The sequence below is a fragment of the Janthinobacterium rivuli genome (genome assembly GCF_009208735.1).
Lineage (GTDB): Bacteria > Pseudomonadota > Gammaproteobacteria > Burkholderiales > Burkholderiaceae_D > Janthinobacterium.
In genome coordinates this window covers 295,109-318,727 of the sequence record NZ_WFLJ01000002.1, presented here as the reverse complement: position 1 = coordinate 318,727, position 23,619 = coordinate 295,109, and the positions used below count along the sequence as shown (strand labels likewise).

General features: G+C 56.8%; 21 protein-coding genes and 1 tRNA gene. 14 read left to right on the top strand and 8 right to left on the bottom strand.

All coding sequences use genetic code 11. The features are described from left to right. Positions 1–90: 90 nt before the first annotated feature. From rpoD to GCN78_RS03955, 3 genes are all read left to right on the top strand, one after another. Positions 91–2,331, top strand: a complete 2,241-nt coding sequence (gene rpoD, locus GCN78_RS03965) for an RNA polymerase sigma factor RpoD (protein WP_152250511.1) — start codon at positions 91–93, stop codon at positions 2,329–2,331. 108 nt (positions 2,332–2,439) lie between these two features. Next, positions 2,440–2,518 (top strand) — tRNA-Ile (locus tag GCN78_RS03960). 102 nt (positions 2,519–2,620) lie between these two features. Further along, the gene (locus GCN78_RS03955) at positions 2,621–2,956 is read left to right on the top strand and encodes an FKBP-type peptidyl-prolyl cis-trans isomerase (RefSeq protein ID WP_152250510.1); all 336 of its coding nucleotides are present in this window, start codon (positions 2,621–2,623) and stop codon (positions 2,954–2,956) included. 15 nt (positions 2,957–2,971) lie between these two features. On the opposite strand, the gene GCN78_RS03950 is transcribed toward GCN78_RS03955, so the two are convergent. Both GCN78_RS03950 and GCN78_RS03945 read right to left on the bottom strand, forming a co-directional pair. After that, positions 2,972–3,448 (bottom strand): DUF2726 domain-containing protein, encoded by a 477-nt coding sequence (locus GCN78_RS03950; RefSeq protein ID WP_193316599.1) that lies wholly within the window; start codon positions 3,446–3,448, stop codon positions 2,972–2,974. A 96-nt stretch (positions 3,449–3,544) separates the two neighbouring features. Then, positions 3,545–4,258: a YjjG family noncanonical pyrimidine nucleotidase gene (locus tag GCN78_RS03945; RefSeq protein WP_152250509.1), complete on the bottom strand. Its 714-nt coding sequence runs from the start codon at positions 4,256–4,258 to the stop codon at positions 3,545–3,547. A gap of 129 nt (positions 4,259–4,387) precedes the next feature. On the opposite strand from GCN78_RS03945, the gene GCN78_RS03940 reads away from it, so the two are divergent. Continuing rightward, positions 4,388–5,113, top strand: coding sequence for a pyridoxine 5'-phosphate synthase (locus GCN78_RS03940; protein WP_152250508.1), 726 nt, complete (start codon positions 4,388–4,390; stop codon positions 5,111–5,113). A gap of 109 nt (positions 5,114–5,222) precedes the next feature. On the opposite strand, the gene GCN78_RS03935 is transcribed toward GCN78_RS03940, so the two are convergent. The 5 genes from GCN78_RS03935 to GCN78_RS03915 all read right to left on the bottom strand — a co-directional run bounded on the left by GCN78_RS03935 (position 5,223) and on the right by GCN78_RS03915 (position 8,455). Next, positions 5,223–5,615 (bottom strand): STY0301 family protein, encoded by a 393-nt coding sequence (locus GCN78_RS03935; RefSeq protein ID WP_152250507.1) that lies wholly within the window; start codon positions 5,613–5,615, stop codon positions 5,223–5,225. Then, on the bottom strand, positions 5,612–6,073 hold the full coding sequence (locus tag GCN78_RS03930) for a BPSL0067 family protein (RefSeq protein ID WP_226939448.1): 462 nt from the start codon (positions 6,071–6,073) through the stop codon (positions 5,612–5,614). Before GCN78_RS03930 ends, GCN78_RS03935 begins: the two co-directional genes overlap by 4 nt. Before the next feature lie 32 nt (positions 6,074–6,105). Beyond that, entirely contained in the window at positions 6,106–6,597 is a 492-nt protein-coding gene (locus GCN78_RS03925) for a DUF4265 domain-containing protein (protein ID WP_152250506.1), read from the bottom strand. Between the two features lie 297 nt (positions 6,598–6,894). Continuing rightward, entirely contained in the window at positions 6,895–7,557 is a 663-nt protein-coding gene (locus GCN78_RS03920) for a hypothetical protein (RefSeq protein ID WP_193316598.1), read from the bottom strand. A 178-nt stretch (positions 7,558–7,735) separates the two neighbouring features. Continuing rightward, entirely contained in the window at positions 7,736–8,455 is a 720-nt protein-coding gene (locus GCN78_RS03915; protein ID WP_035828139.1) for a Crp/Fnr family transcriptional regulator, read from the bottom strand. A gap of 582 nt (positions 8,456–9,037) precedes the next feature. On the opposite strand from GCN78_RS03915, the gene GCN78_RS03910 reads away from it, so the two are divergent. Beyond that, complete coding sequence (locus GCN78_RS03910) at positions 9,038–10,723, top strand: methyl-accepting chemotaxis protein (protein ID WP_152250505.1); 1,686 nt, start codon at positions 9,038–9,040, stop codon at positions 10,721–10,723. A gap of 8 nt (positions 10,724–10,731) precedes the next feature. Here the strand turns inward: GCN78_RS03910 and GCN78_RS03905 are convergent, their stop codons facing one another. Then, on the bottom strand, positions 10,732–10,977 hold the full coding sequence (locus GCN78_RS03905) for an oxidoreductase-like domain-containing protein (protein WP_226939447.1): 246 nt from the start codon (positions 10,975–10,977) through the stop codon (positions 10,732–10,734). A gap of 345 nt (positions 10,978–11,322) precedes the next feature. On the opposite strand from GCN78_RS03905, the gene GCN78_RS03900 reads away from it, so the two are divergent. From GCN78_RS03900 to GCN78_RS03860, 9 genes are all read left to right on the top strand, one after another. Next, on the top strand, positions 11,323–12,873 hold the full coding sequence (locus tag GCN78_RS03900) for a DEAD/DEAH box helicase (RefSeq protein ID WP_152250504.1): 1,551 nt from the start codon (positions 11,323–11,325) through the stop codon (positions 12,871–12,873). A 379-nt stretch (positions 12,874–13,252) separates the two neighbouring features. Then, positions 13,253–14,311 (top strand): glycosyltransferase family 2 protein, encoded by a 1,059-nt coding sequence (locus GCN78_RS03895; protein WP_226939446.1) that lies wholly within the window; start codon positions 13,253–13,255, stop codon positions 14,309–14,311. Between the two features lie 2 nt (positions 14,312–14,313). Next, positions 14,314–15,384 carry a dTDP-glucose 4,6-dehydratase gene (gene rfbB, locus GCN78_RS03890; protein WP_152250503.1) on the top strand — a complete coding sequence of 357 codons (1,071 nt, stop codon included), beginning with the start codon at positions 14,314–14,316 and terminating at the stop codon, positions 15,382–15,384. Continuing rightward, entirely contained in the window at positions 15,381–16,277 is an 897-nt protein-coding gene (gene rfbD / locus GCN78_RS03885; RefSeq protein ID WP_152250502.1) for a dTDP-4-dehydrorhamnose reductase, read from the top strand. The genes rfbB and rfbD overlap by 4 nt, the downstream gene beginning before the upstream one ends. Positions 16,278–16,279: 2 nt before the next feature. Then, positions 16,280–17,167, top strand: a complete 888-nt coding sequence (gene rfbA / locus GCN78_RS03880) for a glucose-1-phosphate thymidylyltransferase RfbA (protein ID WP_152250501.1) — start codon at positions 16,280–16,282, stop codon at positions 17,165–17,167. Continuing rightward, positions 17,164–17,709: a dTDP-4-dehydrorhamnose 3,5-epimerase gene (gene rfbC / locus GCN78_RS03875; RefSeq protein WP_152250500.1), complete on the top strand. Its 546-nt coding sequence runs from the start codon at positions 17,164–17,166 to the stop codon at positions 17,707–17,709. Before rfbA ends, rfbC begins: the two co-directional genes overlap by 4 nt. After that, positions 17,706–18,560 carry an ABC transporter permease gene (locus tag GCN78_RS03870; protein WP_152250499.1) on the top strand — a complete coding sequence of 285 codons (855 nt, stop codon included), beginning with the start codon at positions 17,706–17,708 and terminating at the stop codon, positions 18,558–18,560. The genes rfbC and GCN78_RS03870 overlap by 4 nt, the downstream gene beginning before the upstream one ends. Next, a complete protein-coding gene (locus GCN78_RS03865; protein ID WP_152250498.1) occupies positions 18,550–19,917 on the top strand; it encodes an ABC transporter ATP-binding protein in 1,368 nt (455 codons plus the stop codon). The genes GCN78_RS03870 and GCN78_RS03865 overlap by 11 nt, the downstream gene beginning before the upstream one ends. A 1-nt stretch (position 19,918) precedes the next feature. Continuing rightward, positions 19,919–23,440 (top strand): glycosyltransferase, encoded by a 3,522-nt coding sequence (locus GCN78_RS03860; protein ID WP_152250497.1) that lies wholly within the window; start codon positions 19,919–19,921, stop codon positions 23,438–23,440. Positions 23,441–23,619: the final 179 nt, after the last annotated feature.

The following is a 23,619-nucleotide window of genomic DNA, read 5'->3' as shown; positions in this document are numbered from 1 at the left end:
GATGGTGGTTCCCGCAGGTAGACAGGGAACTGGCAGCAAACTTTATCCTAATCCACCGTAAAGCAAGTCGTTGTGTAATCGAAAGCGCCTGTGCCAATCAAGAAACCCGAATCCAAAGCGGCTGTAAAGCCCACTAAAGTTACCACGAAAGCCGAAAAGGCGCTCGACCGGCCAGAAGCGCGCGTCACCAGCGCGCCCGTGGTCAGCCAGACCACCGACGCTGCCACCCTGGCAGCCATCGATACGTCCGGCTATGTCTTGCCGTCGGTAAAAGTGCCAGGCCGCCGCGGCCGCAAGCCAAAAGAATTCCAGCCAGAGAATGATGAAGTCGCCGCCCTGAACGCCGTCGAGCGGGCCGAACTGAAGGCCGTCGACAAGGCCAAGGCCAAGGATCGCAAGGCGAAAGAGCGCGCGCTGTTGAAGGATGCGTTCTCGTCGGACACGGAAGCGAGCGAGGAAGAACTCGAGCGCCGGCGCCAGAAACTCAAGACCCTGATCAAGTTCGGCAAGGAACGCGGTTTCCTGACCTACGCGGAAATCAACGATCACTTGCCCGAAAACATCGTCGATCCGGAAGCCATCGAAGGCATCATCGGTACCTTCAACGACATGGGCATCGCCGTCTACGAGCACGCGCCCGATGCGGAAACGTTGTTGCTGTCCGATAACGTCGCCGTCGTCACCAGCGATGACGAGGCGGAAGCAGCGGCCGAAGCCGCATTGTCGACCGTCGACTCCGACTTTGGCCGCACCACCGACCCCGTGCGCATGTACATGCGCGAAATGGGTTCGGTCGAGCTGCTGACGCGCGAAGGCGAGATCGAGATTGCCAAGCGCATCGAAGATGGCTTGAAAGACATGATCCAGGCCATTTCCGCCTGCCCCGTGACGATCGCCGAAATCATCGCCGCCGCCGACCGCATCGCCAACGAAGAGATCAAGATCGACGAAATCGTCGACGGCCTCGTCGATGAAAACGAACCGGTCGCCGCCGCTCCTGTCGTGGCCGCTCCCGTCGAAGAAGACGAAGAAGAGGGCGAGGCGGAAGAAGAGGAAGTCGAAGAAGAGGAAGAGGCAAGCGCTTCCGGCGCCGCCGGTTTCTCGGCCGAACAACTGGAAACCCTGAAACGCACGGCGCTGGAAAAATTCGCCGTCATTTCTCAGCAGTTCGACAAGATGCGCCGCGCCTTCGAAAAGGAAGGCTACAACTCGAAACCGTACGCCAAGGCGCAGGAAGCCATTTCGCAAGAATTGCTGGGCATCCGCTTCACGGCCAAGGTCGTGGAAAAGCTGTGCGACACCCTGCGCGGCCAGGTCGACGAAGTGCGCCATATCGAGAAGCAGATCCTCGACGTGGCCGTGAACCGCTGCGGCATGCCGCGCGCCCACTTCATCAAGGTCTTCCCCGGCAATGAAACCAACCTCGACTGGGTCGATGGCGAAGTCAACGCAGGACACGCGTACAGCGCCATCCTGGGCCGCAACATTCCGACCGTCAAGGAACTGCAGCAACGCCTGATCGACCTGCAGGCGAGGGTCGTGCTGCCGCTGCCGGACTTGCGCAACATCAACCGCCAGATGGCGGCCGGTGAAATGAAGGCGCGCAAGGCCAAGCGCGAAATGACGGAGGCCAACTTGCGCCTGGTCATCTCGATCGCCAAGAAATACACGAACCGCGGCCTGCAATTCCTCGATTTGATCCAGGAAGGCAATATCGGCCTGATGAAGGCCGTCGACAAGTTCGAGTACCGCCGCGGCTACAAGTTCTCCACGTATGCGACCTGGTGGATCCGCCAGGCCATCACGCGCTCGATCGCCGACCAGGCGCGCACGATCCGCATTCCCGTGCACATGATCGAGACGATCAACAAGATGAACCGGATTTCCCGCCAAATCCTGCAAGAAACGGGCGCGGAACCCGATCCGGCCACCCTGGCGATCAAGATGGAGATGCCCGAGGACAAGATTCGCAAGATCATGAAAATCGCCAAGGAACCGATCTCGATGGAAACGCCGATCGGCGACGACGACGATTCCCACCTGGGCGACTTCATCGAGGACAACAACACCCTGGCGCCCGCCGACGCAGCCCTGCACGCGTCCATGCGCGGCGTGGTCAAGGACGTGCTCGATTCCCTGACGCCGCGCGAAGCGAAAGTGCTGCGCATGCGTTTCGGCATCGAGATGTCCACCGACCACACCCTGGAAGAAGTGGGCAAGCAATTTGACGTGACGCGCGAGCGCATCCGCCAGATCGAAGCCAAGGCGCTGCGCAAGCTGCGCCACCCATCGCGCTCCGACAAGCTGAAAAGCTTCTTGGAAGGCAACTAGAAGCCAATAGGGCTTGACGCGCGCCCCTGATACCCCTATCCTCGCGTGTCCGTTTCCAAAACGGCCGCGCGAGGCGGGCACCAACAGCGCCGCCACGCCACAGTCCCCGGGCCTCTAGCTCATGCTTGGTTAGAGCAGCGGACTCATAATCCGTTGGTGCCGTGTTCGACTCACGGGAGGCCCACCAGAATTTAGCAATATTAGATCAAGCCCCGGCGGGCAACTGCCGGGGCTTTTTTCGTGCTGTCGTACAATCGCGGCTTGGCGCTTTGATGAAGGATGAAACAAGATGACGGCTGAAGTGAAGATTGACGACATCGTGGTGGGTGACGGCAAGGCGGCGGCGCGTGGTGCGTTGATTACGGCGCATTACCGGGGCTGGCTGGAAGATGGGACGGAGTTCGATTCGTCGCACAAGCGGGGCGAGCCTTTTCGCTGCGTGTTGAGCAATAACAAGGTCATCCAGGGCTGGATTCAGGGTTTGCAGGGCATGCAGGTCGGCGGCACGCGCAAGCTGTGGGTGCCGGCGGCGCTGGCGTATGGCGAGCGGCAGGTGGGCTTGATTCCGCCAAACTCCAATTTGGTCTTCGAGATCGAGTTGCTGGAAGTGCTGACGCGCGATTGATACGCGATGGTGCCATCAGGCTGGAACGACGTCGCCTTTTTGCAGCAACAGTTGCTCGACATCGGCGCGCAGGGCCTGCTGCGTGGGGAAGTTGGCATAGCGCAAGGTGACATAGCCGGCCAGCCTGAGCATGGCGTCGCGCTCCTTGTCCTCGCGTTCGCGTCCGGCGTGGCTGCGGTCGTCGAGCTCGATGACGGCGATGACGTTCAGTTGCTGGCTGCACAGGACAAAATCTGCCACCTTGCGGTCGAAGCGGTTTCTGTTCGCCCGCCCCTGCGCCGTCACCAGCGCGGAAAACGCCACTTGCGCCAGCACCGTGCACTCCGGCAAGGCCGTTTGCAGCAGGTGGTACATCTGCTGCTCGCGCGCCGTCATCACGGGTTTTCTGTGCAGTCGCAGCGGCGCACGGGACTTCGCGTTCCCGCGCACGGCCAGCATGGCAAAGAACAGGATCAAGGCCGCGATGGCGAGCAGGATGGTGTAGGAAGGCATGGGCTGGCATCAGGATGGACGAATCCTGATGGTACGCGAACAGCGGCGTGTTTCGTGCCACTGCCGGCGTATTTCAGGCGCTGCGCTTGTGGAAAATCAAGCCTGTTTCAGCTTGACTTGCATCACGTCCAGCGCCGGCACGATGTCGTGCAGGCTGGCCACTTCACAGGTGGGAATGGCGGCCGAGGTATTGGCCATGTTGTCCGGGTTGAACCAGCAACTGTCGATGCCGTAGCGGTTGGCGCCAAGGATGTCGGCATCGAGCCGGTCGCCGATGATGATGGTCGCGTCCTTGCTGCATGTGCGCGCCATGTCGGCGGCGTATTCAAAGAAGCGCACGTCCGGCTTGGCGTGGCCGCACGCTTCGGAGGTGGCGACGAAGGAAATGTAGTCGCCCAGGCCCGATGCGGCGATGCGGCGGTTCTGGATAGCCTCGACGCCGTTGGTGATGATGCCCACTTCGCCGATACGCGACAGGGTTTCGCACACTTGCTTGGCGCCATCGATGAGCACGACCGTGTCCGGCAGGGATTCCAGATACAGGCGGCTGGCCAGTTCCGGGGCGATGTCGATGCCGTTCAGTGCAAACGTCTTGCGGAAGCGCTCCACCTTCAGGAAATCCTTGCTCACGTCGCCCGTTTCGAAACGTTTCCACAGGTCGACGTTGATCGCCTGGTATTGGGAAAACAAGCCGTCGATGCCATCGCGCAAGCCCAGTTCATGCATGGTGTGCAGGAACGAGCGTTTTTCGGACGCCCTGAAATCGAGCAGGGTATCGTCCAGGTCAAACAGGAATAGCTGGTAGGTCATGGTATGTATTGAATGCGTGGAACTTGTCTTGCATCGTAGCACGTAGTGCTGAGTTCGGTTGGCCATGTCCTGTGCGGGCGATCCGCTACAATCGCTGCCAGACCCGAACCCCTCACTCCTTTTCTGCCCATGACCCAGCTCTCCGTCAACGTCAATAAAATCGCCCTGCTGCGCAATTCGCGCGGCCGCAACTTCCCCGACTTGCTGGCGTTTTCCGCGCGCTTTCTCGATCTGGGCGCCGCCGGCATCACCTTGCATCCACGCCCGGACCAGCGCCATGCGCGCTACGATGATGTTGCCTCGTTGCAGCGCCTGTGCGCGGAGCGGGGACGCGAACTGAATGTGGAGGGCTATCCGGCGGCGGAATTTCTGCAAGTCGTGAAAAGCGCGCGCCCGGCGCAGTGCACCTTGGTGCCCGACATGCCGGGGCAATTGACGTCCGACCACGGTTGGGATATTGAAAAGCACGCGGCGCTGCTGCGTCCCGCCATTGCGCAATTGAATGACCTGGGCATCCGCGTCAGCCTGTTTGTCGATGCCGATTACCCGGCGCTGGAATGGGCGCGCGAGGTGGGCGCACAGCGGATCGAGCTGTACACGGAGCGGTTTGCCGAGAGTTTTGGCGGTGCGCAGGCCGATGCCGTGTTTGATACCTATCTGCAGGCGGCGCGGCGAGCCCAGGCGCTGGACCTGGGCGTAAATGCCGGGCATGACCTGGATCTGCACAACCTGGCGCGTTTCCTGGACATTCCCGGCATCCTGGAAGTGTCGATCGGCCATGCGCTGGTGGTCGAGTGTATCGAGCTGGGCATGGACAAGGTGCTGGGTCGCTACCTTGAGATATGTCAATCGTAGCGGGCGCGGGCGGTGACGCTTGCAGGTGGCGGAATTGGGCTACAGCCCGTTTAACGGAATACGACGATCCGGTGGCGATAGCCGCTACGCTGAATCCCAGCCGCGTTGCCTACTTACACTGAAGCCTGACCATTTTTGGTCGTTGTTGATTGGCTGCGACGCACTGCCTGACGCCTGGCAAAGCCATGCGCAGGTAACGCTCGGTACCCGCATACAGGCAGTCCACCTGAAACAGGTATTGGGGAGCATCGAAGTTGATATTCCAGCGTTGATACAAGGTGCCGTCGCGAGTCCATTCCCTGTCCGGGACCAGGATAGGCAAGGCTTCGCCATCTGCTGGCGGCTGATCCGCCGGGTAGGACAGTACGCGCACGCCGTCAAGTCGGCTACCGGGCAGGTTCCAGCTTGATGGAGCGGCTGGTGGACAAGAAAGGGGGGCTGCGGCAGTTGGCTGCATTGGCGCGGCAGAGATGGCCAATGCCAGCAGTGCGAGCGGCTTCATTCGACCACCGAATAGCGTTCGGGGCGATTCGATGCTCCGGCCGCCGAACGGCCGAAGTAGATCACGCGGGCGCTGGGCTTATGGTTACGCCACAGGTCGAAAATTTCTATGCCGCCAGGCACCTGACGGATGAACAGTGCCGCATGGTTGCCTTGCCGCAGATTCTGATAGCGGCCATTGACGAAGGTGGCAATCAGCGTGCCTTTCGCGATGCCGCCTTGTTCCAGCAGGTCCGGCACTTTGTCGCCTTCGCGCCAAAGCGAAGAGGCACGGGCGCCGGTGAGGTGCCTGGCCAGCGTCACACACTCGCCATTTCCCACGATTTCTTTTTGCTTCGCATAGTCGGCGCGTGCAATGTAGGGCATATCGTTGCTCTCTGTGGTTGACGATGGAGAGAGCGTACGCAAGTCACGGGCAAGCAGTTTGATGTGTGCCAGAGCAATACGGAGCATTGACATGTGTCATGGCCCCGCCTGTCGCACGGGCATGCTTACATACCCACCCACCAGTTGAGCAAGGTTTCATCATCGTCGTCATCGAGGTTGACGTAGATATTGGAGAAGTACCATTCCACGCCCGTCGCCGTGCGGAAGGCATCAAAGGGGCCGTTGACGTTGTAGATGCCGTGGTGGCCCGGCACGCTGAAGGTGAGGTTGCCCTTGTACTGGCCGTCCAGCGTGCCGCCCAACTGGCTTTGCACGTCGCGTTCGAGCTGGTCCACTGCTGCTTGCGGCACGTCGTCGGCGTAGATCTGGATGCAGAAGTTGCCGCCGCGCTTTAAGACTTCGGCGGGGGCGAGCGGGTCGGCGATGCTGACGATGTCGCCGCGCGCCAGGTTCAGGGTCAGGCCTGGCGAGGCCAGTAGTTCGTAGACGTGCTCGTCAATCTGACGCGCCGGCAGGGTTTCATACACGGGGCCGTGGGTGTTTTCGCCTGCCAGTACGCGGATATGCGGCAAGCCTTCGCAATTGATGTCTTCCATTGATTCTTTCATAGTGCCGGCGTCATGTGCTGCGGGCCGCGCCAGGGTGGAGTTATGGCAATATTGTACCGGGTACGTGCCAGTGGCGCGGTACGCAACGGTGCAAACAAGGAGAGGCAATGGAGCATGTGATGCGGACAGGTGGCGGCTTATGTGGCGCCGTGTCGATCAAGGTGCGGATCAGGTGCCCATGCCGCAATGCCTGGCCTGCGGCATCTCAAGAACGCCGGATATGCAAAAGGCACGCCGTGGCGTGCCTTGATATCTGGCCTGACGGCTTCGCGTCAGACTGCGTGCTTAGAAACGGTAACTGGCGCTGATGCGCAGCACCGGGTACGCCTTGAAATCCTTGACCTTGTCGGCCAGTTTTTCGTTTTCAGCGGCAACGTCTGTTTTCAGGGCGGCGCATGCCAATGGGTCGCAGCCGGTATTGCGCAGTGAGGTTTTCGGCGAGCCCTGGAACAATACACCGATGTCGCTGGAAATGCCCCAGCCAGCTTCTTTCACCGGATTGCCCCAGCCGATGCCGATGTAGGGTGCGACCTTGCGGAAATCGATGGTACCGTCCAGCTGGCCGGCGCTGGCTGCCGTATAGGTGTTGCCGTTCAATGTGTAGCTGCCGCTTTTGTTCGGCTTGCCTTTGGCATCGATTTTATTGCCGTTGTACACGACGCCGGCGCTGACGCGGAACGCGCCGTCCATGGGGAAGTAGTCGAGCAAGGCGTCGACGGTGCGCAGCTTGAGTTTCAGCTTGTAGTCGACGTCTTCGGTGCTGGAGTCGTAGGAGTAATTCAGGAAGCCGACGCCAAAACGGGCATTCAGATTCGATTGCAGCGGCACGCTCAGGTGTGCGCCGACGCCAGTTGTACCCACGTCGGCGGCGATGGCGATTTCTGCCTGGGCTTGGCTTGCGCAGAACATGCCTGCCAGCAGGGCGGCGATCAGGTATTGCTGTTTCATTCTTACTGACTCCAGTCGTAGGTCTAATTATGTACGCGACAATTTCCCAATCGAAACTAAAGTTTCAATTGGGAAATTTCAACGAGAATAATAGAGGCTGGATTGTTGTCAGGCAAGGCGAAGTGGCAAATGGGGGTACAAGGTGTTGCTTTCCTGCCGCATCAGCTTGCGACGTGGCTTAATTGTGTGCACTGATGCCGCTGCGGAACTGTTCGAAACCGGCGCGTGCGGCTTTATAGCAATTGCCGGCGGCCGCTTCCAGGCCTTCGCGGTCGAGTACTTCGACCGTGCCGCGGCGGTACTGGATCAAGCCTTCGTCCTGCAACTTGCGCGCCGTGACGGTGACGCTTTCGCGGCGCACGCCAAGCATGTTGGCCATGGTGTCTTGCGTGACCTTCAACTCGTTCGACAGGGAACGGTCGAGGCGGTCCAGCAGCCAGCGGCACAGTTTTTGTTCGATGCTGCAATGACGACCGCCCACCACGTTCTGCGCCATTTGCGCAAACATGGCGCTGGTGTAGCGCATCAGCAATTGCGCCAGCGCGCCGCCTTCATTGAACACTTCGCGCAGGAAGGCGGTTTTCAGGCGGTAGCCGTAGCCTGCCGTCTGTACGATGGCGGTGCAGGTGGCGCGCTCGGCTTCGTACAGCACCACGCCGGCCACGCCTTCGCGGCCGATGACGGCGATTTCCGTGGTGGCGCCGTCTTCCATCACGTACAGCAGAGAAACGATGGCGTTGGTGGGGAAGTAGGTGTATTCAATCTTGCCGCCGCAATCGAACAGGTGCTTGCCGGCAGGCAAAGCGACCAGTTCCAGTTGGCAAAACAGGCGCTCCAGATCGGCACGCGACAAGGCGCGCAGCAATTCGTTCTGTTGCGCGCCCGTGATGCTGATCATGGGCGTGGCGGGCGCGGCTTGCCAGTTTTGCTGGGCGGCGGTGTGGGTATGCGTTGCTGGTGTCAGGTTGCTATAAGCTTTGTACATGGTAGGGCCTCGTCTTCTGATTTTGTTGGATGGCGCTGCTTTTCTGGCTTGCTAGCGTTGTGCTGAATCTTGTATCCACTATAGAACCAGGGGCCGCGGACGGGCATCGGATGAGCCGACGCGCTTATGTAGGCTAGGAACATTGCCTCGTGTCATCCGACTCCTACGCCTGTTGCTGCATTTTTCCCTGTGGACACAATGGTGTCCGGACAAAACAAAAAACACCGTGTCTGCGGACTTTGCCGCGAACTTTGGCCGCAGGCGGCGATCAAACCACTCTGCGCCGCCATACGACGGTGATAAAATGTTGCATTGCGGAAATTTGACTGATGTTTCGGGATGATCTGCTATTCCTGGCTGCTCCTGTTCTCCGTCACTGATCACTCCCGCCGCAATCTGCGATGCCTGCCTTGGTCGCCTCACCGCCCGCGCCGTGCCTTTGGGAGCGTGCGGTTGTCCTGTCCCGTTTACCCGTTTAATGAAGGAAAGCAACGCATGAAATGGTTCTTAGATTTGAAAATTGCCACCAAGCTGATCTTGTCGTTTGGCGCCGTGCTCGTGTTGACCGCGGCTTTGGGCGTGTCCGCGATCTTTTCCATGGCGCGCATCAATACCGCGTCGACGGACCTGTCCGTCAACTGGATGCCCAGCGTGCTGGCGGCCATGTCCATGCGCAGCGATGTCAGCGATTTCCGCCGATGGGAACTGGCGCACATGCTGGCCGCGCAGGATGCCGACATGGTGCAGAACGAAACGCGCATGACGGAAACGCAGGCCAAGCTGAAGGCCGACGGCGACAACTACCGCCGCCTGATTTCCGAACCGGGCGAGAAGGAAGCGTTTGAGCGCTTCCTGGCGCTGAACGATGAATTCATGCGTCTGCATGCAACCATGCTGAGCCTGTCGCGCGAAATGAAAAAGGAAGAGGCGCGCGCGCTGGCCGTGGGGCCGTCGGCCAAGGTCATGGCGGACATGATGGCGACCCTCGATAAACTGGTGGCGATTAACACAGACGGCGGCGTGCGCTCGAGCGCCAGCGCCGACGCCACCTATGCGGCCTCGCGCGCCAGCCTGATCGGTTTACTGGTGGGCATCGTCGTCATCGGCATGCTGCTGGCGCTGTGGGTGGCGCGCAGCGTGGCGCGCCCGCTGATCGCGGCCGTCGGGGTGGCGCGGCAGGTGGCGGCCGGCGATTTGACGGCGCATATCGTTGTGCAATCGCAAGACGAAACGGGGCAATTGATGCACGCCCTGAAAGACATGAATGCCAGCCTGCAAAACCTGGTAGGCCAGGTGCGCAGCGGCACCGATACCATCGCCACGGCGTCGAGCCAGATTGCCGCCGGCAACCAGGATTTGTCGTCGCGCACGGAGGAGCAGGCCAGTTCACTGGAAGAAACGGCCTCGTCGATGGAAGAGCTGACCTCGACCGTGAAGCAGAATGCGGACAATGCGCGCCAGGCCAACACCATGGCGCTGACCTCGTCGAGTATCGCCATCGAAGGCGGCAAGGTGGTCGGCGAAGTGGTGGGCACGATGGCGTCAATCAATGCCTCGTCGCGCAAGATCGTCGACATCATCGCCGTTATCGACGGTATTGCATTCCAGACCAATATCCTGGCCCTGAACGCGGCCGTGGAAGCGGCGCGCGCTGGCGAGCAGGGGCGTGGCTTTGCCGTCGTGGCCACGGAAGTGCGCAACCTGGCGCAGCGCTCGGCCGCCGCGGCCAAGGATATCAAGGTCCTGATCGGTGATTCGGTCGAGAAAGTCGAGGCGGGATCGAAGCTGGTGGACCAGGCGGGCCGCACGATGGATGACATCGTTGCCAGCATCACCCGCGTGACGGACATCATGAGCGAGATCACCGCCGCCAGCAGCGAGCAGAGCGCCGGTATCGAGCAGGTCAACCAGGCCATCGCCCAGATGGACCAGGTGACGCAGCAAAATGCGGCCCTGGTGGAAGAGGCGGCGGCAGCGGCCGAATCGATGCAGGAGCAGGCCGCCAGCCTGAGCGCAGTGGTCAGCATTTTCAAGCTCGACGCGGCCAGTACCGTTGCAACCCGGCCGCGCGCGCCTGTCACCGTCAAGACGCCTGCAACTGTGGCGCCTGCAGCGGCGCCGCGTCAACTGGCCGGTACGGCGCGTCGCGCGGCGCCAGTGGATGAGTGGGAAAGTTTTTAATTCAGAAATTAAGCGCGCTTGCGCGGTTTCCTGATGCCTTGGGCGGCGGGTGCGGCACCGGCTTGCTGGCGCTGTTGCCACGCCCTCAGGGCCTCTTCGTAGGCGGCCAGGTCTTCCTGGTACATTTCCAGTACGCAAAAGGTGCAACCGCTGTGGCAACACTCGTCATTGCCCGGTTTGCTGGGCGCTTGCGGTTGCGGATCGTGGAGGAAAGGCGGCGTGGGCATGGTGCGGGCAGGGAGCGGAGGAGGCATCGAAGTTGGCATAGGAGCTGGCATGATACGGCATCCTGGCGTGCCGTTGCTGGAACGCTTTTTGCTCAAAAATCACGGTTTCCGTGTACAGTTGCGGTGAATTAGGGTATCGTTTACAGCACTGATATTGTATCTTCTGCGCGCGATGTTCCGCCGGCGCGATCTCCGCCGCCATCGCAGCACATCTCTTCGACGCTCCCGCATACGCCCTACAGCATGTCCCGGAGCACGGAGGTGCCGCAAGAGCAATGATCCATGGCTTGCAAGACGGAGCTGCCTGTGCCCCGAAATGTTGTTTATTGAGAAAGCATGGCTTCCGCAGTGCGGAGGCACACCAGAAAACTTATGTCTGAAACCGAATCGACTCCTACGCCCAGCCCGGCGATTGCCCCTGAAGCGGCGCCCGCCGCTGCACTAGCACCAGCACCTGCCGCAGCCGCGGCGCCCAGCCTGACTTTTGCCGACTTTGGCCTCGCGCCTGAAATCCAGCGCGCACTGACCGACCAGGGTTACACCCATCCGACACCGATCCAGGAACAAGCGATCCCCGTGGTGCTGCAAGGCCGCGATGTGATGGGTGCCGCGCAGACGGGCACCGGCAAGACGGCCGGTTTTTCCTTGCCGATCATCCAATTGCTGATGGCGCATGCCAGCAGCAGCATGTCGCCGGCACGCCATCCTGTGCGCGCGCTGATCCTCACGCCGACGCGTGAGCTGGCGGTGCAGGTGGCCGAAAACGTCAAGGCCTACGCCAAGCACACGCCGCTGCGCTCGACCGTCGTCTTCGGCGGCATGGACATGAAGCCGCAAACCGTCATCCTGCGCGGTGGTGTGGAAATCGTCATCGCCACGCCGGGCCGCTTGCTTGACCATATCGAGCAAAAGAACATCAGCCTGAGCCAGGTGCAAATGCTGGTCATGGATGAAGCCGACCGCATGCTGGACATGGGCTTCCTGCCGGACTTGCAACGCATCATCAACTTGCTGCCGAAGCAGCGCCAGAACCTGATGTTCTCGGCCACGTTCTCGCCAGAAATCAAGAAGCTGGCCGCGACCTTCCTCAACGATCCGCTGACGATCGAAGTGGCGCGCAGCAACCAGACGGCCGACAAGGTCACGCAAGTGGTGTACAAGGTGACGGAAGATCAGAAGCATGCCTTGGTCGCCCATCTGCTGCGCCAGCGCGACCTGAAGCAGGTCATCGTCTTCTCGAATACCAAGATCGGCGCCTCGCGCCTGGCCCGCGTGCTGGAACAGGAAGGCATGAGCGCCACGGCGATTCACGGCGACAAGAGCCAGCAGGAACGCATGGCGGCGCTGGAAGCGTTCAAGAAAGGCGAGATCGACGTGCTGGTGGCCACCGACGTGGCGGCGCGCGGCCTGGACATTTCCGACCTGCCTTGCGTCATCAACTTCGACTTGCCGTACAACGCGGAAGACTATGTGCACCGCATCGGCCGCACGGGCCGCGCCGGCGCCTCGGGCGACGCCATTTCGATCTATTCGGATAAAGACGAGCGCTTGCTGGCCGATATCGAGAAACTCATCAAACAAAGCATCAAGCGCGGCGAATTGACGGGCTTCTCGCCGGCTCCCGCCCGCGGCGGCGACAGCGAGCGCCGTCCGCCGCGCCGCAGCGAAGGCGGCGAGGCGCGTCCTGCGCGCGCCCCCGAGAGCCGCCACGCTGGCGATACCGATACGCGTCCTTCGAGCCGCCCCGCGGATCGCAGCAGCCGCTCGTTCTCGCCCGGTCCGCGCCGTGACAAGGCGGACCCGTGGTTCCTCAAACCGTATGAGCCAGCGAAGGTGGCAACCCCTGTTGTCAACGCTACCGTACCAGCCGCAAAACCCAAGCAAAAAGTTGCAGCATTGCTCGGTGGGTTAACGAAGCGCTAAGCTTGCTGTATTCCGCCTACCTTCCTGTAGGCATCTTCCTCTTATGCGCCATCAAATGGCGCATTTCTGTATATTCTTTATAGCAGATGTAATAGCTTTATTTGATCTGCATTCTTCACTTTTTGGAAACTGTTTTTACTTGTAAATGTTTATAGATATCTAGAAAAGTTTCTATGGTAATTCAATGTTCAATAAATTATATTTGTGATAACTATAACGAGTAGCTTCCTTACCTCATTTGAAGTTTGCATTGGAATTTCATTGTTACCTTGTGTTACAAGCTTGTTAAATAGTTGCTGCATCTGCGATACTTCGTCTACTGGACGTGCTGAGCGTGCTTTCAGCGGCTTATGGAAATGTCAAATGTGGAGGCAAGTTGGTGAGTCAAGTGAGTGAGATGCTTTCAGGTGATACTCTTTGCAAGGTCCATGGATCTGCAGAGCGGTCTGCAACAGCTAATAAAAAAGAATGCAATGGTGTTGGAATGGTAACAAATTCTTCTGGCGAGAATGCTGCCGCCGCCAAGGTGGCGATCTTGCTGTGCACCTACCATGGGCAGCGTTTTTTGGCCGGGCAGCTTGATTCGTTTGCGGCACAAACCCATCCTAACTGGGAAGTGTGGGCTTCCGACGATGGTTCAAAAGATGCCACGCATGATATTCTGGAGAGGTACAGGGCAAAGTGGGGTGGCGAACGTCTCTCGATACATTGCGGCCCTGCTGAAGGATTTGCTGCCAATTTTCTCTCACTCACCTGCAAGGCCGATATAGCTGCGGACTACTTCGCATACTCCGATCAGGATGACATCTGGGAAGCCGATAAGTTGCAACGCGCTTTGGAATGGTTGAGTACTGTGCCGGAAGGCGTGCCTGCCTTGTACTGTTCCCGTACCCGTCTTGTAGATGGGGACGATTGCGAGATCGGCCTATCTCCCCTGTTTCCAAAGAAACCGGATTTTGCCAATGCGCTGGTGCAAAGTATCGGTGGCGGCAATACGATGGTCTTCAATATGGCGGCGAGTCAACTGTTGCGTGATGTGTGCAATGGTTTGTCGGTGCTTACGCATGACTGGTGGAACTATCTGGTGATCAGTGGCTGTGGTGGCAAAGTCTTTTATGATGCGCATCCCTCGTTGCGTTACCGCCAGCACAGTGGCAATCTGGTCGGCATGAATTCCAGTTGGATGGCCCGTCTGGCCCGTATCAGAATGCTGTTCCAGGGGCGCTTCAGGCAATGGAATGATGAGCATATTGCATCTCTGCAACTAATGCGCGACAGGCTAACTCCAGAGAACCGTCAGCTGTTGGATCTTTGGGCAACTTCGCGGAATCGCTGGCTTTTACCTCGCATGTGGGGATTGTGGAAAACCGGAATTTATCGTCAAACGATATTCGGTAATGTAGGTTTAATTGTGGCAGCAATCTTTAAAAAGATATAAAAATGAGCATAATTGTAACTGGTGGCGCGGGATTTATTGGCAGTAATTTTGTTCTGGATTGGCTTGCTCAATCCGATGAAATGGTCATTAATCTTGATAAATTAAGTTATGCTGGCAACCTGGAAAACTTGGGTAGCTTGCAAGATAATTCGTCTCATCAGTTTGTAAAAGGCGATATTGCGGATACCAAACTTCTCGGTGCACTGTTTGCGCAGTATCAGCCGCGTGCCGTGATCAATTTTGCGGCGGAGAGCCATGTAGATCGTTCCATTCTGGGGCCTGGCGAGTTTGTTCAAACCAACATCGTTGGCACCTTCAATCTGCTTGAAGTCGTGCGCGCCTATTGGGGGGCTCTGCCGGCCGTGCAGAAGGCGGAATTCCGTTTTCTCCATGTTTCCACCGATGAAGTGTATGGCTCGCTCGCTCCAGATGCGCCCGCTTTCACGGAGACGCATCGGTATGAGCCGAATAGCCCGTACTCCGCCAGCAAGGCGGCCAGCGACCATCTGGTGCGCGCCTATCATCACACGTATGGGCTGCCTGTTTTAACTACCAATTGTTCGAATAACTATGGTCCATATCATTTTCCAGAGAAATTGATACCGCTGATGATAGTCAATGCGCTGGCCGGCAAGCCGCTGCCAGTTTATGGCGACGGGCAGCAGGTGCGGGACTGGCTGTATGTAAAAGATCATTGCAGCGCCATTCGACGCGTGCTGGAGGGAGGTACACTGGGCGATGTGTACAACGTGGGCGGTTGGAACGAGAAGCCCAACCTGGAAATCGTGCAGACCGTGTGCGCCTTACTGGATGAGCTGCGTCCGCGTGTGGATGGGGTGAGCTATGCAGAGCAAGTCACGTATGTGACCGATCGTCCTGGTCATGATCGCCGCTATGCTATCGATGCGAGCAAGATTGAACGTGAGCTGAACTGGAAACCCGCAGAAACTTTTGAGACAGGCATACGCAAGACGGTCGAATGGTATCTGGCCAATGAATCCTGGGTCGCTAATGTGCAGTCCGGTAGTTATCGTGACTGGGTTTCGGCAAATTATGCCGAGCGCCAGGCATGAAGATTTTGCTCTTCGGTAAAGGCGGACAGGTTGGTTGGGAACTGCAGCGTAGCTTGGCCCCCTTGGGGAGCGTGACCATGGTGGGTACGGACAGCCAGCCATTGTGTGGTGATTTCCGTGACCTCGATGGCATCGCTGCCACCGTTCGCGCCGTTGCACCCGATGTGATTGTCAATGCGGCCGCCTATACGGCAGTCGACAAGGCGGAGAGCGACGTAGATAACTGTCGCCAGGTCAATGCGATGGCGCCCGGCGTACTCGCCGTGGAAGCCAGGCGCTGCGGTGCGCTGCTTGTGCACTACTCCACCGATTATGTGTTTGATGGCAGTGGCACCACCCCTTGGCTGGAAGAGCATGGCACCGGCCCGCTGAGTGTTTATGGCGCCACAAAGCTGCAAGGCGAGCAGTTGATTCAGTCCTCTGGCTGCGACTACCTGATCTTCCGCACGAGCTGGGTATATGCCGCGCGAGGCGGCAACTTTGCCAAGACGATGCTGCGTCTGGCGAGCGAGCGTGAGCAGTTGTCCGTTGTCAATGACCAGATTGGCGCTCCTACCGGTGCCGATCTCATATCGGATGTTACCGCGCACGCGATCATTGCGGCACGGAAGGATCCGCAACTGGCGGGTGTTTACCATCTTGCCGCCAGTGGCCATACCTCCTGGCATGGTTATGCACGCTTCGTGCTGGAAGTTGCACGGCAAAAGGGCGTCGCATTGAAGATTGATGCGGACGCTATTACTGCGGTCGATAGCACGGCTTTTCCTGCGCCCGCTCCGAGGCCGAAAAACTCCCGTCTCGATACGCATAAATTGCAAACGGCGTTCTCCTTGCTGATGCCGCGATGGCAGTCGGGCGTGGAGCGCATGCTTACTGAAATTATTGAGAGATAGTCATGAATAAACGCAAAGGTATTATTCTCGCTGGTGGTTCCGGGACTCGTTTGTATCCAGTGACCCAAGCTGTGTCGAAGCAGCTGTTGCCGGTGTATGACAAGCCAATGATTTACTATCCGCTGAGTACTTTAATGCTCGCTGGTATACGCGATATATTAATCATTTCCACACCGCAAGATACGCCGCGCTTTGAGCAATTGCTGGGTGATGGACGTGCATGGGGCATTAATCTGCAGTATGCCGTGCAGCCGGAGCCAGAGGGCCTCGCGCAGGCGTTCATTATTGGCAAGGATTTTGTCGGCGAGGATGCTTGCGCTCTGGTGCTGGGCGACAATATTTTTTATGGCCATGATTTGCAGGGCCAACTGGAACGCGCCGCCTCGCAGACTGCGGGCGCGACGGTCTTTGCCTACCATGTCCAGGATCCTGAACGCTATGGCGTGGTTGATTTCGGCGAGGATGGCCAGGCGACCAGTCTGGAAGAGAAACCATTGTCACCGAAGAGCAACTATGCGGTGACGGGGCTGTATTTTTATGACAATCAGGTGCTCGACATTGCGGCAAGTCTGAAGCCGTCCGCACGGGGGGAACTTGAGATTACCGATGTCAATCGAATCTACTTGGAGCGCAAGCAGTTGAACGTCGAGATCATGGGACGCGGTTATGCCTGGCTGGATACGGGCACGCACGAGAGTTTAATCGAGGCGAGTAATTTTATTGCGACAATCGAACATCGACAAGGTTTGAAAGTTGCATGCCCGGAAGAAATTGCGTATCGCAAAGGCTTTATTGATGCCGCACAAGTCGCCAAGTTGGCAGCGCCGCTGGCGAAAAATGGCTATGGGCAATATTTGCTGCGTTTGTTGAAAGAAGGAGTGCACCGTTGAAATTGATCAGCACACATATTCCTGACCTTTTGATTCTGGAGCCAAAAGTTTTTGGTGATGAGCGCGGTTTTTTTTTCGAGAGTTTCAATCAGCGCCAATTTAAAGAGTTGACCGGCCTGGATGTTGATTTCGTCCAGGACAACCATAGCCGCTCGGCAAAAAATGTCTTGCGTGGACTGCACTATCAAATTCAACAGCCACAGGGAAAATTGGTCCGTGTCGTACAGGGCAAGGTATTTGACGTTGCGGTCGATCTGCGGCGCAGCTCTCCGACGTTCGGCCAGCACGTCGGTCTTGAACTTTCCGCAGAAAACAAGCGTATGTTCTGGATCCCGCCAGGCTTTGCGCACGGTTTTGTGGTGCTCTCCGAGACTGCGGAATTTCTATATAAAACAACGGATTATTGGGCGCCTGAGTTCGAGCGCTCACTGTTATGGAGTGACCCTGCACTGGCCATAGCCTGGCCGCTGGACGGCGTACCACAGTTGTCTGCGAAAGATCAGGCCGGAAAAAGTTTCGATGCTGCGGAGTGCTTTGCATGAGCCAGCATGCTGTGAGTGTCAATCCGCATGCCGCGCATCCCACATCACCCGTTGCCTTGGCAAAAAGCTTGTGGCGAAATCGGCAGTTGGCCATGCAAATGACCAAGCGCGACGTGGTCGGCCGCTACAAAGGCTCGGCGATGGGCCTGGCATGGTCGTTCTTTAATCCCGTATTCATGCTGCTGGTCTACACCTATGTGTTTTCCGAGATTTTCAAGTCGCGCTGGAATGGACTTGGCGGCGACGGTACTAAAACCCAGTTCGCCATCGTGCTGTTTGTTGGCATGATCGTTCAGGGGCTGTTTTCCGAAATGCTGAACCGGGCGCCAACTTTGATTCTAGGAAATGCCAATTACGTCAAGAAAGTGGTATTTCCGATTGAGATATTACCTGTCGTGACTCTGGGCGCCGCGCTGTTTCATAGCCTGGTGAGCATCGCCGTCTTATTGATGGCGTTTGGTCTTTTTAATGGCTATCTTCAGTGGACAGCGATTTTCATACCGCTGGTCTTGCTGCCTTTGGTCATACTAACGCTCGGCATCGTCTGGATTTTGGCATCGCTTGGCGTTTTCTTGCGCGACGTCGGCCAATTTATTGGTGTCATCACCACCGTGCTGATGTTTCTGGCACCGGTGTTTTATCCTGTCAGTGCGGTTCCTGCGTCGCTCAAGCCTTTTATCATGGCCAATCCTATGACATTTATTATTGAGCAGGCACGCGATGTGCTGGTTTGGGGGCATATGCCGGATTGGGCTGGCTTGCTTGTATATACGGTGGTTGCAATATTGATCGCCTTGATTGGTTTTGTCTGGTTTCAAAAGACCAGAAAGGGTTTTGCGGATGTCCTCTGAGGAAATTGCTATTCGGGTTGAAAACCTCAGCAAGTGCTATGAAATTTATGACAATCCCCGTGATCGTCTGAAGCAATTCGTGCTGCCGCGCCTGTGGAGCCGTGCTGGCCTGAAGAAAAAACAGTATTTCCGCGAATTCTGGGCACTCAAGAATGTCTCCTTCGAGATAAAAAAAGGCGAGACCTTTGCCATTATCGGACGCAATGGCAGCGGCAAGTCAACGCTGCTGCAGATGATCTGCGGAACCTTGAGTCCCACGAGTGGCACGGTGCAGACGAATGGTCGCATTGCCGCATTGCTGGAGCTGGGTTCTGGCTTCAATCCGGAATTCACGGGGCGTGAAAACGTCTATATGAATGCTTCTGTATTGGGCCTGAACAACGATGAAATCGATGCGCGTTTCGATGCCATCGTGAGTTTCGCCGACATCGGCAGCTTCATCGAACAGCCAGTCAAAACGTATTCCAGCGGCATGATGGTACGCCTGGCATTTGCCGTCATTGCCCACGTTGACGCCGATATCCTCATCGTTGATGAGGCGCTTGCGGTGGGAGATGCCTTCTTTACACAGAAGTGCATGCGCTTCATGCGTAACTTCATGAAGAATGGCACCGTTCTGTTCGTTAGCCACGACACGGGCGCCGTCGTGAATTTGTGTAACAAGGCGGTATTGCTGGAGCGTGGCGAGTTCAAGGAGGAAGGCACACCCAAGGAAGTCATCGAGCATTATCTGGCGACCTTGTATGAGTCGACGACCGAAGCTGCGCGAGCCAAGGCCGGGAGCGACGTCGTGGCGGTAACGCGGGCAAAAGCAATGGAACTGCCCCATGTGGACATGCGTGCTTCGCTATTTAATGGTTCTACCTTGCGCAACGATATCGAGGTGTTTCAGTTTGATCCAGATCAGGCTGGCTTTGGCACAGGCGAGGCAAAAATCTTCTCGGTGCGTTTGCTTGAACCAAGTGGTGCGCCATTGTCGTGGATCGTCGGTGGCGAGGAAGTAGTATTGGAAATTCGCTGTCTTGCCCAGAGCGATATTCTGCGCCCCATTATCGGTTTCCAATTCAAGGACAGGCTCGGGCAAGTGATCTTTGCCGATAACACCTTTCTGGTTTATAAAAATAGTCCGGTGGCTGCTGCTGCGGGTACGGAACTGACCGCACGGTTCGAGTTCCGTCTTCCCGTGCTGCCCTCGGGCGATTACAGTATTTCGCCTGCTATCGCCGACGGTACGCAGGACGAGCATGTCCAGCATCACTGGTTGCACGATGCGCTGATAGTGCGCGTTCACGCCAGTTCGGCGTGCTTTGGTTTGATTGGCTTGCCAATGACAAGAATTAGTTTGGAGATTGAATAAGATGCGTTTTACAGGTGAGCGGTTTATTCCCACTGAAGAAGGAAAAATTCAGCTTGAACACTATCATCGCTATGCGGTGGTACGGGATCTGGTGGCTGGCAAGCACGTGCTCGATGTCGCTTGTGGCGAGGGGTATGGCTCGTCGATGCTGGCCGAGGTGGCTGTTGCCGTTACTGGTGTGGATATTTCCAGCGAAGCCGTGCTGCATGCAGAGGCTACCTACGTCAAACCGAATTTGACCTACCTGGAAGGTAGTGCCACCGCCTTGCCTTTTGCCGACGCGTCTTTTGATATGGTGGTCTCATTTGAGACAATTGAGCATCTGGCCGGGCAGGTTGAAATGGTGGCGGAGCTGCGCCGTGTATTGCGCCCTGAAGGCATGCTGGTCATTTCTTCGCCGAATCGCCCTGTGTATTCCGAAGAGAGCGGCGAGCATAACGAGTTTCATGTCAAGGAGTTGGATTTCGCGGAATTTGACGCTTTGCTGAAAGCCCAGTTTCCGGCGGTGCGCTATCTGGGGCAGCGCATGCTGATGGGCTCAATGATTCAACCCCTGAGCAGCGGGCCCGATGCATTGCGTGCCTGGCACATGGAGGCGGGAACGATACAGAATGGTAGCGGTCTGATGCAAGATCCCGTGTATTTCCTGGCTATCTGCGCTGCGTCGGAAAACCTTCTACCGGAAACCGGCGTGGGCATGACGTCGTTTGTTCATCCAGGAAAACAGGATCTGATCAAGCAATATGTCGGTTTCGCAAAGTGGGCCAAGGCGCAGGATGAAGCAGTGGCAGAGCGCGATGGCCATATTCGCCGCATGCAGCACGATGCTGAAGAGCACCTCGACTTCATCAAGACGCTACAGGCGCGCCAGGCTGAATGCGAGCAGCAATTACAGAGCCAGGTTGGCACCATTGCCAACCTGAATAGCGAGATGCTGTCGCAGCGTCAACTGCTTGCCGATCGGGATAGCGTTCTGCTACAGTTGCGTGAACGCCTTGCCGAGCGCGACGAAGGCTTGGCCCTGATGCGCGGCTTGCACGATAAAATTGATTCGGACGCCCAAGCCGTTACGGCAACGCATAATGCTCGCATACTGGAGCGACTGCGTTCCAGTGATGACAGCCTTGCGCACAGCCGCGACCAGGCTATTCTGGATTTGAAGCATGAGCTCGAATACTGTCATCAGCATATATCTTCGTTGATAGAAGAAACCGTGCGGCGCGGAGAGTGGGGCCAGCGGCTTGACGCTGAGGTTAAAGACGCGCGCGATGCCTTGAAGCAAATCGTCAATACCAACTCCTGGCGCATGACCAAGCCGCTACGCGAGGCGCGGCGCTGGGTGAGTGCGCCTGTAATGCAGAGTAAACGCTATATTGTAGGCGCTGTTCAGCTTGCCAAGCGTGGTTATACACGTTTGCCTATCAGTGTCAGCACTCGCATACAGCACAGATTCTTACTACAAAAACATTTGCCACGGTTATTCCGTATTGCTGCTGATCAAACTATCGGTGTTTCCGTAGAGCATGTGTCCACTGCCGCAACCATCGAAGCACATGATTTCGACACCGTCGCGCGCAGTATCGAGCTGCCCGTCTTTGATGCGCCGCTGGTGTCGGTGATCATCCCGATTTACGGGAAGTGCGACTACACTTTGCGTTGCCTGATGTCGATTGCAGCACAGCTGCCGCGGGCTTCGTTTGAAGTCATTGTGGTGGATGATTGTTCCCCCGATAGATCTGCGGAAATCCTGCAGCAGGTTCGTGGAGTGCGCCTGCTGCTCAATGAAAAAAATCAAGGTTTCATTCGTTCGTGCAACATCGGTGCGAAAGCCGCTACCGGGAAGTATCTGTATTTCCTTAATAATGATACGGAAGTGATTCACGGTTGGTTGGATGAATTGCTTAATACTTTCCACCTGTTCTCCAACGTGGGTTTTGTCGGCTCCAAACTGATCTACCCGGATGGTAGCCTGCAGGAGGCTGGCGGCATCATTTGGAAAGATGGCAGTGCCTGGAACTTTGGTCGCAATCAAAATGCATCGTTACCGGTGTATAACTATGCCCGCGAGGTTGATTACTGCTCGGGTGCGTCCATTATGGTACCGCGCCCCCTGTTTGAAGAGCTGGGCGGGTTTGATGAACATTATTTACCTGCCTATTGTGAAGATTCCGACCTCGCGTTGAAAATTCGTGATGCCGGCTATAGCGTTCTGTATCAACCAATGTCGGTCGTGATTCATCATGAAGGCATCACATCAGGAACGGATACTGGTGGCCAGGGTGCCAAGGCTTATCAGATTGAAAATAGCAAAAAGCTGTTCCAGCGCTGGAAGCATCGCCTGGCACATCACCAGGAAAATGGTATTGATGTAGATGCTGCAAAAGATAGAATGGCGCAGCGTCGCGTGCTGGTACTGGAGCATTGCACACCAACGCCAGATCAGGATGCTGGCTCGGTAAGCGTGTTCAATATTCTGCTCTTGTTGCGCAATATGGGCTATCAGGTGACATTTATTCCTGAAGACAATTTCTTGTATATGTCGGATTACACCACCTTGTTGCAGCGTGTGGGTATCGAGGTTTTATATCATCCATATCAAAATTCAGTCGAACAACATTTGATCGAATCTGGCAGCCGCTATGATTTGGCGTTCCTGTTCCGTCCTGCTGTAGTGCAAAAGCATTTACAGGCTGTACGAAAGTATGCGCCTCAAGCGAAGGTGTTGTTCTATACGCATGATTTACATTATCTGCGCATGTTGCGTGAGGCCGCGTTACAAAATAATTCGGACAAGAAAACTGCTGCGCTTGAGATGAAACAAATCGAGCTGGCAGCGATGCGTGCGGTAGACGCATCCATTCTGGTCAGTCCAGCAGAGATGGAAGTGCTGCGTACGGACTTGCCTGATCAGAAATTGCATGTATTGCCACTGATTCTGGATATTCCCGGAACTGATATTCCATTTTCGCAACGTAACGATATTGTCTTTGTCGGTGGTTTCCAGCATCCGCCTAATATTGATGCCGTTCAACATTTTGTCGCGGAAGTCATGCCGCGGTTACGTCCGTTATTGCCGGGAATACGGTTCTTTGTCGTTGGCAGCAAGCCGACTGCGGAGATCCATGCCTTGGCAGGTGACGATGTTATAATTTCTGGCTTCATCCCGGACCTGACCAGTTATTTGAACCGTATGCGTGTTGCTGTTGCACCATTGCGTTATGGTGCGGGCGTGAAAGGGAAGATCGGTACCGCGATGGCAGCAGGTTTGCCCACGGTCGCCACGGAACTTGGTGCGGAGGGCATGGGCTTGACGGATGGTGAAAATATTTTCGTCGCAGATGATCCGCAGTTGTATGCAGAAGTTATTGCCCGCTTATATGAAGATGAATCCTTATGGAATCATGTTTCAAGATCAGGAATCATTTTTTCCGAGCAGGCGTGGGGGCTGGCTGCAGGAGAGGCAAACCTGGAACGCATCCTGAACGATATTGATTTGCCGCGTTTGGCAATTGCGCCAAAATGACCTGTATCACAAACATACCCAACGGTTCTTGGCTAACTACGTATTCAGAACCGCTGGGCTATTCAGAATTGAACACGATCAAATTTATCTATCTGTAGTAGCTCAATCATGACATTATTTTTTTTGGACAGCGCGGCAACAACTGAAGCGCGCACTGTAGCTTTTATTTTGCCTATGCA